12 protein-coding genes and 1 tRNA gene are annotated in these 17,351 nt (G+C 62.1%); 7 read left to right on the top strand and 6 right to left on the bottom strand.

From position 1 onward, the window contains the following. Positions 1 to 87, bottom strand: a tRNA-Leu gene (locus tag VGL22_RS16910). A gap of 196 nt (positions 88 to 283) precedes the next feature. Between VGL22_RS16910 and fumC the strand changes: the two genes are divergently transcribed. Further along, a complete protein-coding gene (gene fumC, locus VGL22_RS16905) occupies positions 284 to 1,747 on the top strand; it encodes a class II fumarate hydratase (protein WP_465268120.1) in 1,464 nt (487 codons plus the stop codon). A gap of 56 nt (positions 1,748 to 1,803) precedes the next feature. Here the strand turns inward: fumC and VGL22_RS16900 are convergent, their stop codons facing one another. Together VGL22_RS16900 and VGL22_RS16895 are read right to left on the bottom strand one after the other, a co-directional pair. Next, complete coding sequence (locus VGL22_RS16900; RefSeq protein ID WP_465268119.1) at positions 1,804 to 2,067, bottom strand: hypothetical protein; 264 nt, start codon at positions 2,065 to 2,067, stop codon at positions 1,804 to 1,806. Positions 2,068 to 2,355: 288 nt separating this feature from the next. Continuing rightward, a complete protein-coding gene (locus VGL22_RS16895) occupies positions 2,356 to 4,428 on the bottom strand; it encodes a transglycosylase SLT domain-containing protein (protein ID WP_465268118.1) in 2,073 nt (690 codons plus the stop codon). A 487-nt stretch (positions 4,429 to 4,915) separates the two neighbouring features. Between VGL22_RS16895 and VGL22_RS16890 the strand changes: the two genes are divergently transcribed. Both VGL22_RS16890 and VGL22_RS16885 read left to right on the top strand, forming a co-directional pair. Beyond that, positions 4,916 to 5,605, top strand: coding sequence for a sigma-70 family RNA polymerase sigma factor (locus VGL22_RS16890; RefSeq protein WP_465268117.1), 690 nt, complete (start codon positions 4,916 to 4,918; stop codon positions 5,603 to 5,605). A 4-nt stretch (positions 5,606 to 5,609) separates the two neighbouring features. Next, a complete protein-coding gene (locus VGL22_RS16885) occupies positions 5,610 to 5,846 on the top strand; it encodes a zf-HC2 domain-containing protein (RefSeq protein WP_465268116.1) in 237 nt (78 codons plus the stop codon). Between the two features lie 69 nt (positions 5,847 to 5,915). Here VGL22_RS16885 and VGL22_RS16880 read toward each other — a convergent pair whose 3' ends face one another. The 3 genes from VGL22_RS16880 to VGL22_RS16870 form a co-directional block, all read right to left on the bottom strand. After that, positions 5,916 to 8,057, bottom strand: coding sequence for an alpha-galactosidase (locus VGL22_RS16880; protein WP_465268115.1), 2,142 nt, complete (start codon positions 8,055 to 8,057; stop codon positions 5,916 to 5,918). A gap of 419 nt (positions 8,058 to 8,476) precedes the next feature. After that, positions 8,477 to 9,340 carry a formate dehydrogenase subunit gamma gene (locus tag VGL22_RS16875; RefSeq protein ID WP_465268114.1) on the bottom strand — a complete coding sequence of 288 codons (864 nt, stop codon included), beginning with the start codon at positions 9,338 to 9,340 and terminating at the stop codon, positions 8,477 to 8,479. Continuing rightward, on the bottom strand, positions 9,333 to 10,634 hold the full coding sequence (locus tag VGL22_RS16870) for a cytochrome c3 family protein (protein ID WP_465268113.1): 1,302 nt from the start codon (positions 10,632 to 10,634) through the stop codon (positions 9,333 to 9,335). Before VGL22_RS16870 ends, VGL22_RS16875 begins: the two co-directional genes overlap by 8 nt. Positions 10,635 to 11,149: 515 nt before the next feature. Here VGL22_RS16870 and VGL22_RS16865 point away from each other — a divergent pair. From VGL22_RS16865 to VGL22_RS16850, 4 genes are all read left to right on the top strand, one after another. After that, the gene (locus VGL22_RS16865; RefSeq protein ID WP_465268112.1) at positions 11,150 to 13,363 is read left to right on the top strand and encodes an acyl-CoA dehydrogenase family protein; all 2,214 of its coding nucleotides are present in this window, start codon (positions 11,150 to 11,152) and stop codon (positions 13,361 to 13,363) included. A gap of 66 nt (positions 13,364 to 13,429) precedes the next feature. Continuing rightward, complete coding sequence (locus tag VGL22_RS16860; RefSeq protein ID WP_465268111.1) at positions 13,430 to 15,295, top strand: hypothetical protein; 1,866 nt, start codon at positions 13,430 to 13,432, stop codon at positions 15,293 to 15,295. Between the two features lie 23 nt (positions 15,296 to 15,318). Next, on the top strand, positions 15,319 to 16,146 hold the full coding sequence (locus VGL22_RS16855) for a hypothetical protein (protein WP_465268110.1): 828 nt from the start codon (positions 15,319 to 15,321) through the stop codon (positions 16,144 to 16,146). After that, entirely contained in the window at positions 16,143 to 17,162 is a 1,020-nt protein-coding gene (locus VGL22_RS16850; RefSeq protein ID WP_465268109.1) for a hypothetical protein, read from the top strand. Before VGL22_RS16855 ends, VGL22_RS16850 begins: the two co-directional genes overlap by 4 nt. Positions 17,163 to 17,351 lie beyond the last annotated feature (189 nt).

Raw genomic sequence — 17,351 nt, 5'->3', positions numbered from 1 at the left:
TGGTGCCCGGAGGGGGACTTGAACCCCCACGGCCTTGCGGCCTGCGGATTTTAAGTCCGCTGCGTCTGCCAGTTTCGCCATCCGGGCATGGCTGAAATGCGGCTTCAGAACGGGGTCCTATAAAGCCGATTCATCATCATTCTACTCGGGAAATCCATTAGCGTTCAGGCCGGACCGACCCCGCGACCTCCCGGCCTCGCCGTCGACCTGGCAGGTTCCGCAACGCCGTTTTTGAGGCGCCAACGCCTCACACGCATCTCTAAGAAGTAACGAGGGCACCACCATGGCAAAACCTGAAACGGAACACCGCATTCTCGACCTGCCAATTGGCACCGGCGCGACCGGCGAACGCATCGAGAGCGATTCCATGGGGTCGATCGCCGTTCCGGCCGAACACTATTGGGGAGCGCAGACCCAACGCTCGCTGCACCACTTCGCCATTGGCAATGACCGCATGCCGGTTGAAGTCTGCCGCGCTTACGGATACGTCAAGAAGGCCGCCGCCCTGGTGAATGGTGAAGTCGGCAAGCTTCCGGGCTGGAAAGCTGACCTGATCGCCCGCGTTTGCGACGAGATTATCCGCGGCAGCCTCGATCGCGAGTTCCCGCTCTTCGTGTGGCAGACCGGCTCCGGAACCCAGACCAACATGAACGTGAATGAGGTCATCGGCAATCGCGCCATCCAACTTGCTGGCGGAAAGCTGGGCACCAAAAACGCCATCCACCCCAATGAGGACGTGAACATGTCGCAGTCCTCCAACGACACCTTTCCCGGGGCCATGCACATCGCCACCGTGCTCGCGTTCCACGATCAGCTGATTCCGGCAGTAACGGCGCTGAAGGATGCGATCTGGATCAAGGCGCGCGCCTGGGTCGATGTGGTAAAGCTCGGTCGCACCCATCTGCAGGATGCGATCCCCCTCACGGTTGGCCAGGCTTGGTCGGGTTATTCCGTCCAGCTTGAAGACGCGATCGCAGTGCTGCACGATGCACTGAAGCGTCTCTATCCACTCGCCATCGGAGGCACGGCAGTTGGAACGGGACTGAATGCACCCCCCGAGTTCGGCGCAAAAGTAGCGGACCAGATCGCACGCATGACGGGCCACCCGTTCGTCACCGCGCGTAACAAGTTCGCCGCGCAGGCATCGCTCGATGCGATGGTGAACGCCAGTGCGGCGCTCCGCATGCTCGCTGTGGCGCTCATGAAGATCGGCAACGATCTGCGCTGGCTGGGCTCAGGACCGCGCGCCGGCCTGCATGAGCTCATTCTGCCGGATAACGAGCCAGGCAGTTCCATCATGCCCGGCAAGGTCAATCCAACCCAGCAGGAAGCCATGGTGATGGTCTGCATCCAGGCAATTGCCAACGATACCGCCGTCGCGTTTGCCGGATCGCAAGGAAACTTCGAGCTAAACGCCATGCGCCCCATTATTATCTGGAACGTATTGCAGTCGGCACGGTTGTTGACGGATGCTTCCAGCCGCTTCCGCGAATTCGGCGTCGAAGGCATCGAGCTCGATCGCCGGCGCATTGAGAAGTACGTGAGCGAGTCACTGATGCTGGTGACGGCGCTGAGCCCGGCGATTGGTTACGACAAGGCCGCGCAGATTGCCCACCGCGCCATCGAGGAGAACTTGACGTTGCGCGAGGCGGCCGTGAAGAGTGGATTCATCAGTGGAGAAAAATTTGACCGGCTTGCAGATCCGGCGAAGCTGGTGGGAAATCCGCGCGCGGATCTCGGCATATAGCATTACGCGTAATATGGTGCCCCGGCGAACCGGGGCCCCAAGTTTCGGTCAGCCATTTATTGCGGATTACGGTAACAGATGTTTTCGCCACGAAGCTGGTACTCCGCCGAGCAGAAGTCGCCGCCGCAGATCATGGGTTCCACACCGCACAGCTGCCGGCGCGTAATCAGACCCATCGTTCCGCAGCGCGGGCACGACATGACCGCGACGTAAGGGTTTTGGGCATGCCCCAGCGAAGTCTGGTTTTCAAGAACGAAAACCGTACCGGGGTCCATTCTTTCGGGGATCCATTCTTCCAGAAACTGCAAGTCGGCTGTCATCCTGCCCTCCCTAAGGGTTGAGATGCAAGCAAGCCGATGCGATGATCCGCGCCGACTCTGTTGTAACAACAGCTGCAGCTGCGAGAATCAACCCGGAGTATTGGACGATACCGGGTCGAAAACAGTGTTGCCGGACGTCGCCCCTTTCGTCAATCAGAATCACATGATGAGATTGGCGACCTGGGTTCTATTTGTGAAATGTCAACATTTGAAAGATTGTCTCGCAGCCGACAAAGGGCGCGAGCAATGCCTCGCCCGCAGCCCTTCGCTTTGAGCGATTGTGCGAAACTACCGCGAAGCAATCCCCGCCTTGGCCTGCGCACCGGTGGCTGCATCGATGCCCCGGTAGATTTCCTCATTGCGCAGAATGGCCTGCACATAGTCCCGTGTTTGCGTAAACGGAATTGATTCCACAAACTCGTCCATGCCCCGGTACGGCCCCGCGGCCTGCCAATCCACCACGCGCGAATCCCCGGCGTTATAGGCAGCCAGCGCATACTCCTGTACCCCGCCGAAATGGTCCAGCGTCTGGCGCAGATAACGCGTTCCGAGCCGAATATTAACGTCCGGGTTCAGCAACTGATAGGTCTGAAACCCAGAAATTCCCTCCTGCTTCGCCAGTGACTTGCCTACACTCGGCTCGATCTGCATCAAGCCGTAAGCGTTGGCATACGAAATCACCGACGGATTAAACTCCGACTCCTGCCGGATCAGCGAAGCCACTAGATAAGGGTCCAGACCGTTCTTCGCGCTCTCGGTCTTGATGGTGTCCCACCACGCCTCCGGAAACAGAATCCGCCAGTAGGCCAGCGGGATCGACTTGAGAGGCGCCGAAGTGTAATACGGCAACGCCTTCTTCAGCGACCGCATGGCACGGTAAGTCTCACCAAACGATGCGTAGATCTGCGCTTCGGCCAGCGCGCCCCACGATTCGTAATCCGGATCGGCGGCAAGCTCCTGCGCAATGTATTCGTTCAGCCCGGCGTTGGCGATCAACCTCGCCTTCGCGATGTGCGGCGAGTCCGCCGGAAAAGTGTCAACCAGGTGCGGCACCGGCTGCGGCTGGTAGCCATCCAAGTGCTGCGACACAAGCTCCGGCTGGCCCAGCACCTTCAGGCGCTCGCGCGACATCTGCGCGTAAAAATAATGCTGATACCGCGAGACCACCGCGCGATAATTCGCAGCCGCAAGGGCAGGCTTCTTCTCCTGAAGCTCATAAAGACGGCCGCGCCAGTAAAGGGCCGCCGCTCGCAGCGTGTCATCCGGGGACAGCTTGATCTGCTCGTCGAATATGCGTGCCGCCTCCGTGAAGTTCCCCTGGCGGTAAAGCAGCCATCCCGCCCGCCAATGTGCGGCGGCCGAGTTGTGGCCGCTGGGAAAATGCGTCGCAAGATAGGAGTAATAGGTGACCGCCTGGGGATAATCACGCCGCAACATATACATGTTGCCGCTGGAGAAGAGGGCTTCGGCCAGCCACTGGCTTTGCGGGAACCGCGCCTCCAGCTGGCTCACAAGCTGCTGCTGCTCGCCGTCGTTCTGCGCGTTGCGCGCCAGTTCCATCAGCAGATAAAGCCGGCGGGCGCCGTTGTCATCATTCGTATCGGGCAGCGCGCGGGCTTGCGCGTCTGTCAGGCGCTTCAGCTTCAGATCGGAGCCCGCTGCGGCCACGGCAAACCCGTCGCGTGTGTTCGAGTCGATCTGCGTATTGCGCGCGAGGGCATGGTATTGCTCCGACGCAAGCTGGTACCGGCCGGCGTTGTAATAGGCGTCCGCCAGGCTTCGTAGTTCGGCGGGAGTGAGGCTGCTCTCTGCCCCCATGGCAGTAAGCCGGGCACGAGCCACCTCAGCCTCCGGACTCAATGGATGGCTCAACAACAGGTGCTTGAAGAGCCGCAGAGCTTCGTCGTTTTGCTGGATGGCATAGGCGATCTTCGCCGCCGTCAGCTCGTAGTTCGGCTTGTCCTTCGCTTCGTCGGCAATGGTGAGCAGCGCTCTCTGCGCAGCGGTGGGGTTTCCCTGCGCGAGCAGCACGTTCGCCTCCAGCTCCGGCGCTTCGATCTCAAAGATGCTGTCGGAATACCGCTCGTTGAAGCCCTTGAGCAGAGCTTCAGCCGCGGTCTCGTTCTCCTGGGCGTGGTAGCACTCAGCCGCCAGGAAATCCGCATAATCACCCAGGACATCGCTATGCTTCTTCGCCTGCTGCAAAGCCGATATAGCATCCGGATAGCGCTTGTCCTGCTGATAGGCGCGTCCCAGTGCGAGATACGCAGCCGCGGCGGCATCGCCGGTGTGATGCTGTGCGTAGCTCGTCACCCCGCCATATGCGGCCGGCGTGCGCATGGTCTGCAACTGCGCCGCCATGGGGCGCAGCTCTGACGAGGCGACGAAAGCCTGTTTCAGCCGCGCAGTCCGGGCCCGGCGTTGCGCCGGAGTCCCACGATGCCGCGCTCGGTGGGCCGACTTCGATGACTTCTTCTTACTGCTGCTCGCAGGGTGCTTCTTGGTGGTTGCCCCAGACCCGCCTTCCGCGGCAGCAACGCCCTCGGTGGCGTGTCCCATAAGGGGAACCGCGGCAACCAGCAGACAAACCAATCCAGCCAGGCAGGCCTTACCGAACCTGGAGGGGAACCATCGGGAAATCCGTACCCTCATACATCCACTCTATCCCTGATTGGACGCGGGTAACAGCGTCGCGCATCACGCCAGTCACGCCCCCAGCCCTGCGGAGCGAAGAAATACCGCATCGATACCTCACGTGATTCCCCGGGTTCGTCCTTTAGAATGAAGAAAGCGAGATGCTGAACCGGCAAAAGGGTCAACCACCCGCCGAATTTCGCAACCAACTTCCATGGCGACCATCCAACCCATAGCAGGAGAGAACGAGCAGCATCCCGACGTAGCCCTAGTCGAAAGGGTACGCGGCGGTGATGTCTCGGCCTACGAGGAGCTGGTCCGCAAGTACGAGCGGCAGATCTTCCGGATTGCGCAGCGCATTACGCAAAACCGCGAGGACGCCGAGGACGTCACGCAGGACACGTTCGTCAAAGGATTCGAGAAGCTCGAACAATTTCAGGGAAACTCGAAGTTCTACACATGGTTGGTCCGAATCGCAGTCAACGAGAGCCTGATGCGGTTGCGCAAGCGGCGCACAGGCAAGATGGTTTCGATCGACGAAGACGTCGAGACGGAAGAGGGCAGCGTGCCGCGCGATCTGGCGGACTGGGCCCCCGATCCGGAGCAGAACTACAGCCAGGCAGAGTTGCACCAGATCCTGGAAAAGACCATCAAAGGTCTCCCGCCGGGTTTCCGTGTCGTGTTCGAGTTGCGCGACGTGCAGGGCCTCTCCACCGAAGAAACGGCAGAAGCCCTCGGATTGAGCATCCCGGCAGTGAAGTCGAGGCTTTTGCGGGCGCGCCTGCAACTGCGCGAACGTCTGACCCGCTACTTCAAACGGAAGCGGGCGCAAATGGGGTCTCCGCGAACCGGCTCCCGTTCGCGGAGCGTGGCAACTACTTCCTCCGACGGGCGAAAGGGGTAAAGAAATGACCTGCTCTGAGTTTCTTGCCCTGCTCGACGACATGCTCGACGACGCCATCAACCCTGAGCTGCGCGGCCAGCTACAGCAGCACCTCGAGACCTGCGACCACTGCGAGGTCACGCTCAACACCACCCGGAAAACCATTCAGATCTACCGCTCGCATGAGATTTACGACATGCCCTCCGGCCTCCGCGACCGGCTGCACGCCGCCATCATGGCGCGCTGCAAAAAAGGGTGCTGATCCCCATCTGTAAAAGGACAAGGGCGCGAGACTGTCGCGCCCTTGTCTTTTTGGGCTCGTACCTGCTGCTCACACGCGCTGTAGTTCCAGTACTTCGGCCGGCCCGGTAAACGGCACGATCACCCCCCGGGACCACGCTGCCCGGTTGAAGATGCCCAGTTCCCTTCCACCGATGCCCGCACGCACACGGTAGCTCCCATCCGGAATCAATGGCAGTTCGACTCGCGCGTTCGCAGCGCCTGACTTGTTGCGGAACACGGCGACCACTCCATCGCCGCTGCGGGCCAGGCGGGCAAATCCATCCCAGGCAGCGGGAGAGGTTTGTTGCCAGCTCCCCAGCGGGAAGAAGCTTTCGCTCAGCTTCACTCTTTTGCGCAGTTGCTTGAACCAGCGAATCTTCTCGCCGTACCAAGCCCGGTCTGCCGCGCTCAGCTTTCGAAGATCGCCCAGGAGCAGCGGCGCCGATCCGATGGCCGTTGCAAAACTCTCTTGAACCGTCGGCAGCTCGGCATGCAGATTTCCGATCAGCATGGCCTCGGCGGGCATCGAGGCAGCGCGCGCATACAGCAGTTGACGAGCCTGCAGTGGGCCGGCCGAGTCAGGATGCCGGTCGTCCACGTTGCTCATCCAGTCCAGATCGCCGGCCGCCAGCAGCCCCGCATCGATGATGTGCTTCTGCCCCCAAAGCTCGAAGGTCAAGTCCAGAAGCACCTCCGGGTGCTTCGCATACACAGCCGCCGTAGTCTCGCGAATGCCTTCATAGATGCGGTGCAGCGATTCCTGCCAATTCGCGTGATCGTGCCCTTTGGCCCAGCAGCCGGGCGCCTCGCCGTAAGCGTTGAAGATGGTGGTCAGATCAAGCTTCACGTAGGCGAGCCTGAACCGCTCCACGGCATCGGTGACGCGCTCGGCCGCAGATGTGCAGAACCGGGAAGCCATGCACATCACTGCCTTCTGCCCCGCCATTGTCCCGGTGGTCTTAATGTTGCCATCAATATCCCGGGAAACCCACTCCGGGTGCGCCTTGTACGCCTCCGTCTTGGTACCGATGGCGGCCAATGGTATCCACAAACCCAGGCGCATGCCGCGTGATTCAACCGCCTTGAGTATCGGCTCAAGTCCGCCGGGAAAAGCGGAGAGGTTTACCGCGTTGTCGCCGTACTCCTGCTGCCACCCGTCGTCGATGGTGAACACATCCATGCCCATCGCTCCCGCGGCGTCGATCAGGTCCATTGAGATGTCGTGATTAATGCCGCGCTCGAAGGGCTCCCATGTGTTGTAGATCCACAATGGCCCGGTGTGGTCAATGCGCCTCTCCAGCACCGAGGCCGAATAGGCCGGCACGCGCCAGTGTGGGTCGTTCAGGCCGTCGCCTCGCCCGAACGGCACAATGGAAACGCCGGCCGTCGTGAACTCCTCGCCTGGCGCGATCCGCCGCTCGAAAGGCATGAGGTCCGTGTCGTACATGGCGCTCACGCGCACACTGTTCGGCGCGTCCCAGCCGGCAATCTCGGTACGCTTCATGTACCCGGGCACCTCGTTCAGAATGGCAACTCCGATTCCCGTGCGGCCGTTCGCAATCATCACCCCCGCGTCTTCTGAGCGGCCCGTGTAGAAGATCTCGCGCGGCGCCGCTCCGTATTGCGCCGACAGAGTCATCTCGTTCTCGGGCCCCAGCGAGAAGGCCAAGTCGTCGATATGCAGGTGAGTGATCTTAAGGGGCGCAGTCCCGGTGTTCTTAAGGATCAGGTGCTTGCGGCAGGCAGCATTGCCCTCGTAGACGCGGTAGACAGCGCTCACCTCAAGCGGAAGGCCCGCGTGGCGCAGTCTCAACACTCGCGTATGGCAGCCCGCGGCTGAGTCTTCGCTAGTGCCAACAAACTGAAACGCGCCACCGTTGCTGCGGCACTCCTGCCCGTCGCAGGCGAACGAAAACTCTGCCGGCGCAGTGCGCGGATCGAAACCGGCATCCAGAAGATCTCTCTTCATCGCGAGGTCGGCGATCTGGGCGGTATAGAGGCCCACTCCGGGTGTATAGGCGAGAACGCGCCGGATCAGTGAGTTTGCGATGCTCCAGGAGCTTTGCCGAGCTCCCTCTGCGAGCAGGGACTGCCCGCATGCAATGCCGGCGGTCAGGGCCGCTCCAACGTGCAGCAACTCTCTCCGTGTGACACTGTCCCCTGCTTTCACGGGACCTCCGTCCGTGCTCATATTCTCCTGAATCCTATCAGTGGGTGCCGTGATGGTCGCCGAATCTGCTCGACCCGTTGTGGCTCGCGCGGCTATCAGAGCCCACACGACACGCAACATCCAATCGCGTCGCCGATTACACCGTCCATCGCGCCCACGATCGACAGTCCCGTCAGGGAGTTTCTCTTTTTGAGGGATAGCTGAAGCGAGGCATTCCGTCAGCCCCGGACGGTAGAGCTGCGATCAGGCGCGCGGATACACTTCCACCCGCGCGCCTGATCGTTTTCTACTCGAGGAGCGGAACGACTCTCATGGCGAAACGATTCACGCTGGCTCTGCGAAAATCGACGCGACCTGCCGCATGGGTTCTCTTATCGCGGCGCCATGCCGTTCTTTATCGTCCGGCGCCGTCCAGCGAACTTCTCGCGACCTTTCTCAACTCAGCCGAAGTAAGCTGTCAGCGTCAAAATCAGCAGCACCACTCCGACGGTGATCGCCCCAAAACCCACCACCTTCGCAAAGTTCACGAACCAGGTTTGAGGCTTTTCACCCAGCTTGGCCTCCAGCTTGCCTGAGGCCTTCAGCCGCTCATACTCAAGCGGACGTTTATGCTTAAACTCGTCTTCGCTCTCAACGCCCGTGAAGATCACCATGTCCATCGGGAACGAGTCCGGACGTAGATGAGTGTTCACAAAGTGGATCGAGAAGATGAACAGGATCGCGAGCAGCCCCTCTTCACTGTGGATCACGAGCACCGCATTCAGGGCCCAGCCCGGAAGAAAATGCGCGAAGAACGGCGCAAACCACATCGCGTAGCCCGAGAAGCCGATGACCATCATGCCCCAGAACACTGCCCAGTAGTCGAACTTCTCCCAATAGGCGTAGCGCTCGAACTTCGGCTTGGGCCCCAGGCCGACCATCCAGCGCATATGATTCACCATGTCTTTCGCGTCCTTCCAGTTGGCCACCATCGAAGTAGCCCCCCAGAAAATGCCCTTCTCTTTCCTGGCCAGCGAGCGCGTAACGATGTCCTTCACATGCACCAGGAAAGCCGCCGTCAGCGCCAGAGCGCAAAGCTTGTGCACAAAGAGAATGGCGCCAAAGCCGCCCACAAACTTCGCCGCGGCGCGCGCCCAGACACTGTCGCTGAACCGCAGCGGAAGCCCCGTCGCGGCAAGCCCCAAGAACGTAGTAAACAGCGCCGCATGCAGGCTGCGTTGCGCGCGCGAAAAGCGCCGGAAGTAGCGGCCTGTCGTAACGGCCTGCCCGGTTGATTTCTCAGTTGCTTCCAGCAGCTCAGGCATGGTCCCCTCCATTGGAGCCGTGATTCTTGATCTGGTCATAGCGCGCCCGGATCAGCCACAGCACGGTGTGAATCACAAAGAAAGTCAGCACGCTGGCCAGCAGCAGGTTCATGAACAGCCGCACATAGTAGAGGTACGGGCTCAGGTGCCGGTTTCTGGCATCGGCATGCGGCTGATACTGCACAAAGTTCACATTGGCGCCCGCATGGCACCGCCCGCAAGTCTTCACCAGGTTCGCTTTGGCAATCATCGATTGCGGATCGTTCTTCCCTCGCACGTCGTGTGCTGCATGGCAGTCCCAGCACCGCGCCGTCTCCACATAGCCGCCCAGCAGCCCAAGCTGCGAGTGGAACGTGTCGTGGTAGGTCGAAAGCTTGTCCTTGTGGCAGGATCCGCAGATCGGCGTGGACTGCATGCGGAACTCGGACTCGGTGGGCTGCAGAATCTGGTGCGCCGTGTGGCAGTCCGAGCACACCGGCGCCTTCATCTTACCCGCGGCAATGGCCTTGCCGTGCGCGCCGTCCATGTACTCCATGTTGATCTTGGCGTGACACGTCCCGCAGGTGGTCGGGATGTTCGCTTTGAAGGTCGGGCTCTTGGGATTATTGCGGCTCAGGATGCCGTGCGATCCGTGGCAGCTCTGGCAGTTAGCCGCCACCAGCAGGCCTTCCTTGTTCAGCGCGAACCCGTGTATCGAGTCGACATACTGCGGGTACACGCTGGCGAGCCCATGCTTCTGCGCCATGCCATTGTTGCCGTGGCAAGTCCCGCAGGTGCTCGGAATGTTGAGCGGATAGACCCCCGAACGCGCATCCGTCTTCGGAAAAATGCTGTGCGGATCGGCGTGGCAACTGGTGCAAGGATGCTCTTTCGAGTCGGCGTGCACGCTGGTCTTGAGTTGCGCTTCCTGGTCGGCATGGCAGGTGGTGCATTGCACCTTGGCCGGCTTGTCAGGATGCGGATAATCCTTGATATCGGCGTGGCAGTCATTGCACTTCAGGCTGCCGTGAACGCTCTTCCCGAACTTGTCGCCATCCACGCCAATCTTGTGCCCACTGCCGTCCGTCATGCTCTGGTCGGCATGGCACGACAGGCAATCGACCTGCGCAAACAATCTGGCCGACACGCCGGCAAACATCGCCATCAGCGCACACAGCATCGCCATGCGCCCCATCGCCCTCGCCTGCTTACGCCACCAGCCCTTGTTCTCTCTCGATGCTGTCTGCGATCTGAAAACCCTGACCCATCCCGGCACTGCAAAGGAACAGCTCTTGTCTTCTGCGGCTTCAGCCATCTGCCGTCTTCTTTCTCTGGAGCGAACCCATACCGCGGCTCGTGTCTCCGGAACATGCTGAACGTGAGTACGAATATGAGAAGACTCCCTTTCGCCCCTCCACATCAGTGACCCCCATCACAAACGCATCCGAAGTTACTCCATGTTTTTCGCTTCTGAATGCGATAAGAGTCACGTCGATGTGCAGAATAGAGACAAATCGCCGCGGTCCACGCGACGCACATCACGTCCGTGACACAACGGGACTCTGCGTGAGGGGCGGAAAGGGGTTGACCCGGATAGTGATGCGGGCGCGTGGTCGCGGAGGGCAGAGGCGACGGCCAGTGGGCCGCCGATCGGAAGAAATAGCCGCTCGCCGACGCTTCATCTTTTCGTCACGTTTCTGCTGACCAGCCGCAAACTTCGCGGCGGGTAATCTCCCGTTGATCGCCCCACTTCCCGCGCACGTGATGTGAGTCACATTCGGCCGTGCTCCTGCTCAAGCACAATTACCGGCGCTGCCGGAGGAACGCCCGATGACCACGTCTGCGCTGCCACAAACCGCGTCCATGCTTACCCTGCCCACCGACCAGGTGCGCGCCATCCTGTGGCGCTTCGGCGATCGGTTCGACCTGCAGATGCTGGTGCAGTCAGCCCGCGGAGTGGCCCGCGGAACCGTCGCCCATCTCGTCGCCGCGGGCGAGCGCAACACCCACGAGTGGACGCCACTCAAAGACGAAATGATGGATGCCTTCGACAGCGCCGGCCTCACGGCCGTCTTCATGGAGCCGGAAGAAGGAGGGTTCATCGCGGGCCCCAAGAACCTCGCTCTCGCCCTCTCGGCATTCGAACTGGCGTGGGTGGATGGCGGCGCCGCCACCGCCAGTCTCGCCGGATTTCTCGCCCTTTCGCCGATTCATGAGCGCGGCACGCCCGAGCAGGCACAGCACTACATGAGCCTGGCCGCGCCGCCGCAACCGGGTGAGGACCGCAAGCCCTGGCGCGGCGCCTTCGCACTCACTGAGCCCATCCCCTACGTCGGCGTCGATACCGGGATGCTCAGCGGCAAGGTGCGCGTGGTCGAGTGGAAGGAGGGCGAAGAGCCCATGCTGCAGGTGGACAAACGCGGCCGCTTCATCACCAACATCGCCACCGCCAACTTCGTCACCGCCGCCGTCAGTTCCGACGACGAACGCATCAAGGGAAGCTGCGTCATCATCCTGGAAGAGGGCGATGAAGGCACCTTCGACCCTGGCACCGCGACCAGGAAGCTGGTTCATCAGCTCTCCTCCACCGGCGACCCTATCTTCAATCTCAAAGTCCCGGCCAGCCGCATCGTGGGCGGCTACACCGTGAAACACGGCCTTATCGTGCCGAACTTCTCGCACGGTGAAGTCATCGAGGCGGTCTTCCGCCGTACCCGCGTGACGGTGGGCCTGATGACTGCGGCCAAGCTCCTTTCCGCCGTTGAGCCGGTCATCCGCTATCAGCGCTCTCGCTTCCGCGGAGCCGAAGGCGCACGGCCCGGTTCCCTGCGCTACGAACAGGGCATCCAGCAACGCGAAGATGCACTGCATCGCCTGGTGGACGTGTGGACCTCTGGAGAAGCGGCGGCATCGCTCGGCTTTGCGGCCGCGCGCCTTTTCGACGAGCTCGACCCTCTGGAGAAGCAGAAGACTGCCATTCTGGCTCTGCGCGGCATCGCCGGCGGCCGCACCGAAATGAAGGTGCTGCGCGACACCGGGCAGAGCGCCATCGAGTTCCTCACCATGCGCGCCAGCGATCCACGCCGCGCGGAGTATGCTGCCGATCCGCTCGTCCAGTTCGTGCTGAAAGATGCAGAAGCCAACGTGCTCTGCCCTGCCACCAAGCTTTGGAACACTGGACACGGCGCCAACATGATGCGTGAAGCCGTGAGCTTGATGGGCGGTTATGGCATTACCGAGGATTGCCCCGGTTTCCTCGCCTCCAAGTGGATGGACGCGCAGCTTGAGGCGACCTACGAAGGACCCGAGGCGGTGCAGCGCCGTCAGCTCACCGTCACCATGATCAACGAGGTCTTCCTCGCCCAGTTCCGCGCCTGGATCCTGGATATGCGTCACATAGCTTCGATCCGGCCCGGTACCGGCGCTTGTACGCTCGCCTCCGCGATGCAGATGTGGCTCTGGACTCTCAATCATCTGCACGCCTCCACGGATGCCGACGGCAGCAGGCTCTATCACGGGCAGCGCCAGGGCGTGACCTTCGCCATGGCCGACGCGCTCTGCTGGCTGCTTGCGTCGCGATGCCAGATCCTCGATGTGCTGGAACTCGAGTCGCGGGGAGCTTCCGATCCGTCGCTCGCCGACAGTCTGCCGGGCTCCGTACAGTTCCTCAGCGATCTCTGCCACGTGCAGGCCGCCAGCGCCGCAGGCGAAGTGAACCGCATCTGCGCCGAGCTGATCTTCGGCTACAAAAAACATCCGTCGTGGAACGACGCGGCCTGCAGCCTGTGCTTCTCGGCGGACGATCTCGAAGAATTCGAGCAGACCATGCCAGGTATTACCGCCATGGTGTTGGACGTGCTCAAGACCGACGGCTCGCATCCTGACAAAGCCGGTCCCTGCGCCAGTTGCATCGGTGAGACCGACTTCCTGCAGATGCAGAGCAAGCTCACTCGCTGCCTCAGCGGAGCGCGCCTGGCGAAGGATCGCGCCGCCGAAACCGTAAGCAGAGTGACCATCCCGGAAGCCCTGGATTATCCGCGGTAGCCGCAGAGCCCCGCGGCGACAGCTCTTCGTCGATTGGGCTTCCCTGAAGCAGAAAGCGAGATGACTATGGACGCATTAACCCAGGCCGATGGCATTGGAGAAGACACCCGGCAGACTCTCGACGTGGACATCGCCTGCGTAGGCTTTGGCCCTGCCATGGGTGGTTTCCTGACTACGCTGGCGCGCGCGTGGAACCAGAACCCCGCCGACCCTGCGTTTGAAAGCGCTGTAGTCCCGGGCATCCCCATGCAGGTCATGTGCTACGAGCGAGCCGACGACCTGGCCGCAGCCGTGAGCGGCGTCGTCACCAAAGCCCGCGGCATCCGTGCCAGCTTCCCTGACCTGAAACCTGAGGACATCCCCATGTCCGCCGAGGTGCTGCAGGAACGCGTACTCTACCTCTTTGACCCCATCGGCGCCAGCCGTCGTTCGACTGGGATGGTCGTTGCAGAGTCAGCCTTACGTGCTCTGGGCAGACTCGCCGGCATAAAGAATCATGCATTCGAACTCCCCTGGACGCCCGCCTTCCTGCACAAGCATGGCGGTCTGCTGCTCTCCCTCGGGCAGTTCAACCAGTGGGTTGCGGCAAAGGTGATGGAGAGCGGCTTGGTGCAGATCTGGCCGGGCACGCCCGTGGCCGCCCCCCTGCTGGCCAATTGCGCCGTCACCGGCGTTCGGCTCGCTGATCAGGGAGTCGACCGAAAAGGCACCCCTGAAGACAATTACCTCCCCGGCATGGAGGTGCAGGCCCGCCTCACCGTAATCGGCGATGGCCCCATAGGCGCCGTCGGACGCGCCATCGACGAGGCCCTCGGTATGCCCGAAGGCCATGCCCACCGTGAGTGGGCGCTGGGAATGAAGTTTGTTATCGAACTGCCGGAAACCGCCGGGCATCTGCTCGAACCCGGAACCATCTGGCACACCATCGGCTACCCCGAGCCGGAGATCTTCGGATTCCTCTACGCGCACCCTGACCGCCTCGTATCGGTCGGGATCTTCGTGCCGTCGTGGATGCATGACCCCTCCCGCACTGCCTATCGATACTTGCAGCACTTCATCCAGCACCCGGCGCTGTGGCCTTATCTGAAGGACGGCACGCTGCGCTCCTGGGGCGCCAAATCGCTCGAAGAATCCGGCCGCCACGGCGAGCCGTTCCTCTGCGGCAACGGCTTCGCGCGCATCGGCGAGGGCTCCGGCTCCACCAACGTGCTTACCAATTCCGGAGTCGACGAAGCCTGGACCACCGGCGTGCAACTGGGCGAATCGGTAATTGAGCTGCTGCGCGCCGGCAGGGAGTTCACGCAGGCGAATCTCACCGCTACCTACGCGGCCCGGCGACGCGCCAGTTGGATTGAGGAGGGCGCGCGCCAGGCTGAACACGCACGTTCCGGATTCCAGCACGGAGTGATTCGCGGACTCATCGGCATGGCTCTTGCGGGCCTTACACGGGGCCGCGTCTCGATGCACGGCAGCACTCCCGAACCTTGGCTGCAGATGCAACCTCCCCAAGACAACCACGAGAAGCTGAACCGCGAAACCGCCGTGCGGCTCGCCATGGACGATGGTCGCCCGCTGCATGACGCCTTGCTCACAGCCCGCGGCTGGCCTGAAATCGAATTCGACGGCAAGCTGCTGGTCACGCATCAGGACGCTCTGCTCATGGGCGGCAAGGTGCAGGCGTCGCCCGGTTTCGCCGACCATGTCCGATTCCGCAACCAGCATGTGTGCCGCGCCTGCGACGAGAAAACCTGCATCGCCATGTGCTCCGGCCAGGCCATCACGCTGACCGCCGAGGGCCTGCCCAGCTTCGAGCGCGAGAAGTGCGTCCACTGCGGCGCCTGCCTGTGGAACTGCAGCCACTCCATGGATGGCGAACACAGCAATATCGTCTTCCGCGCCGGCAGCGGCGGACTCCACTCCGCGGAGAATTAATTCCAAAACCAATGAGGAACTGAATGTCACACGCTGTACACATCGTCGTTTGCGCCGGAGTGGCGCCCGATCCTCTTCAAACGCTGGAACCGACTATTACGCCAACGGGCCCTGGCCTCAAAAATGAAATGGTGCTGCCGTCGGTCCTCGACCCCTGGGCAGCAAGTTCTCTTTACGAAGCTGCAAACCTCATCGCCAGGAATCCTGGAACACGCGAGAATCCCAGCAAACTCTGGCTCCTCTCCCTCGCGCCCAAAGCCAAGCTGCAGCAGGTCATGATGACCATCGCGCAGAAAGTCAGCTTCGAGCTTGTGCCCGTTGACGGCCCCATCGGGGGCTTCACCGATGCGCACGCAACCGGCGCCGCCCTGGCGGATGCCATCGCCGCCATCCCCTTTCTCGACCGCAGCAGGCTCCTGCTCTTCGGCGGATGGGAATCGGCAAGCCGCGGCGCCGGGGCCACCCTGCAACTCATCGGCGAGCGCCTCGGCATCACCGATCAGTTCCAGGGCGTCGACCAACTCGATCTCCGCGACGACGGCAGCTTTGAAGTGCTGGAGCGCGTCGAGGGCGGCCGCCACCAGGTCAGCGTCTGCGCCGGTGCGCCGGCAGTGCTTGGCTGGGCCACCGGCAATCTGCCCGAGCCGCGCAACAATCCGCAAATCGGCATGGCCAACATGCGCGCCGTGATGCCTGCGCTGCAAAAGGCCAAGCCTGCCACGCTCGCGGCCAACGGCTTGGAGTACGTCTCCGTCAGCCTGCCCAGACAGCAGCGCGAAACCCGCGTCATCAAAAACATGAGCCCTGACGAAATCGCCAACGAGGTCGTCGCCTGGATCGGAGCGGAATGATGGAATCCATACTCGTACTCACACATACCGGCGACGACTCCGCTCTCACCAAGGGCTCCCTCGAGGCCGTCACCGCCGGCCTTGAACTCGCATCGCGTCTTGCCGCGCCGCTTGCCATCGGCATTCTGGCCGTAAACCCAGCCGAAGCGGCATCGGCACTCGCCGCCGCAGGCGCGCGCCTCCTTGCTGTCTCCGGGCAAGCCTTCGCGCAGCCCCGCTATGCCACCGACGCCGCCGCATGCGAAGCCCTCTGCCGCGCCGCCAACGCCACCATCGTGCTCGCCCCTGGGTCGTCCCGCTTTGCGCGCGTCGCTGCCGGAGTGGCGCATCGCCTCGGCGGAATCATCGACACCCACATCACGGCATTCAACGGAGCGAATCCCCTTGAAGCCAGCCGCTGGTTCTATCGCCAGCGCATTGAAGCTCTCTTCACGCGCGAAGCCCGGCCGTGGTTCCTGCTGCTCAACTCCGGCACGCACGCGGCCTTCACCAGCGAGCCCGCGACGGCCGCCGTCGAAAACATCGAAGTGTCCCTGCCTGCGATCCGCACCACCGTTACTGGATTCCGCAGCCCCGAAGCCAATCAGCAAACCATCCGGCCTGACGCGCGCCTGCTCCTCGTCGCCGGCGCCGGCTGGACCAAGAAGCAGCCCGACGGGCTGACCCACTCCACCCAGGCCGGCGAGCTGATCCTCAACTTTCTTCATCGCAGCGGCGCGTCGCTCGGCTCCAGCAAGTCGCTGGTCGATCAGGGCAGCGACGGCAATTCCGTGCTTCCCTTCCTCACCCACATGAACCAGATCGGCCAGACCGGCGCCACGCCACGCCACGCCAAGGGGCTCTCCACCTGTTGCCATGGCGAGGAGCCGCACGTGGTGGGCTGGCGCTTCATTGGCGAGCGCCGCGCCATCTCCCTCGATCCCAACTGCGGCTGGACCCGCGGCAAAGCCGACGTCGTCTACATCGCCGACGCCTTCCAGGTGATGGAAAAAGTGAATGCGCTGCTGCGGAGGTGAGACCGCGCGCCTTCATCATGGTCCCGCAGCCCCTGTGTTAGCTTATTTAGAGCAGTTCCTCGACCGGCGCGCCCTCATTGGTCGCGCCCACTGCCTCTCGCGTGAGGGTGGACAATCCGCGGGGGACCTTCCGGTACAGATCAACTCCAGAAAGCTCCACGAGAGCGAGGAAACGCCATGTCTGAAATC

The sequence above is a fragment of the Occallatibacter sp. genome, assembly GCF_036502485.1.
In the GTDB taxonomy this organism is placed as follows: domain Bacteria; phylum Acidobacteriota; class Terriglobia; order Terriglobales; family Acidobacteriaceae; genus Telmatobacter.
Note: the sequence above shows the minus strand (reverse complement) of the source record. Positions and strands in the feature narration are given on the sequence as shown.

Coding starts and splice junctions, on each gene's coding strand:
- fumC (WP_465268120.1), top strand. CDS start 284: ATGGCAAAACCTGAAACGGAACACCGCATTCTCGACCTGCCAATTGGC.
- VGL22_RS16900 (WP_465268119.1), bottom strand. CDS start 2,067: ATGACAGCCGACTTGCAGTTTCTGGAAGAATGGATCCCCGAAAGAATG.
- VGL22_RS16895 (WP_465268118.1), bottom strand. CDS start 4,428: ATGGCGGCGCAGTTGCAGACCATGCGCACGCCGGCCGCATATGGCGGG.
- VGL22_RS16890 (WP_465268117.1), top strand. CDS start 4,916: ATGGCGACCATCCAACCCATAGCAGGAGAGAACGAGCAGCATCCCGAC.
- VGL22_RS16885 (WP_465268116.1), top strand. CDS start 5,610: ATGACCTGCTCTGAGTTTCTTGCCCTGCTCGACGACATGCTCGACGAC.
- VGL22_RS16880 (WP_465268115.1), bottom strand. CDS start 8,057: ATGAGCACGGACGGAGGTCCCGTGAAAGCAGGGGACAGTGTCACACGG.
- VGL22_RS16875 (WP_465268114.1), bottom strand. CDS start 9,340: ATGCCTGAGCTGCTGGAAGCAACTGAGAAATCAACCGGGCAGGCCGTT.
- VGL22_RS16870 (WP_465268113.1), bottom strand. CDS start 10,634: ATGGCTGAAGCCGCAGAAGACAAGAGCTGTTCCTTTGCAGTGCCGGGA.
- VGL22_RS16865 (WP_465268112.1), top strand. CDS start 11,150: ATGACCACGTCTGCGCTGCCACAAACCGCGTCCATGCTTACCCTGCCC.
- VGL22_RS16860 (WP_465268111.1), top strand. CDS start 13,430: ATGGACGCATTAACCCAGGCCGATGGCATTGGAGAAGACACCCGGCAG.
- VGL22_RS16855 (WP_465268110.1), top strand. CDS start 15,319: ATGTCACACGCTGTACACATCGTCGTTTGCGCCGGAGTGGCGCCCGAT.
- VGL22_RS16850 (WP_465268109.1), top strand. CDS start 16,143: ATGATGGAATCCATACTCGTACTCACACATACCGGCGACGACTCCGCT.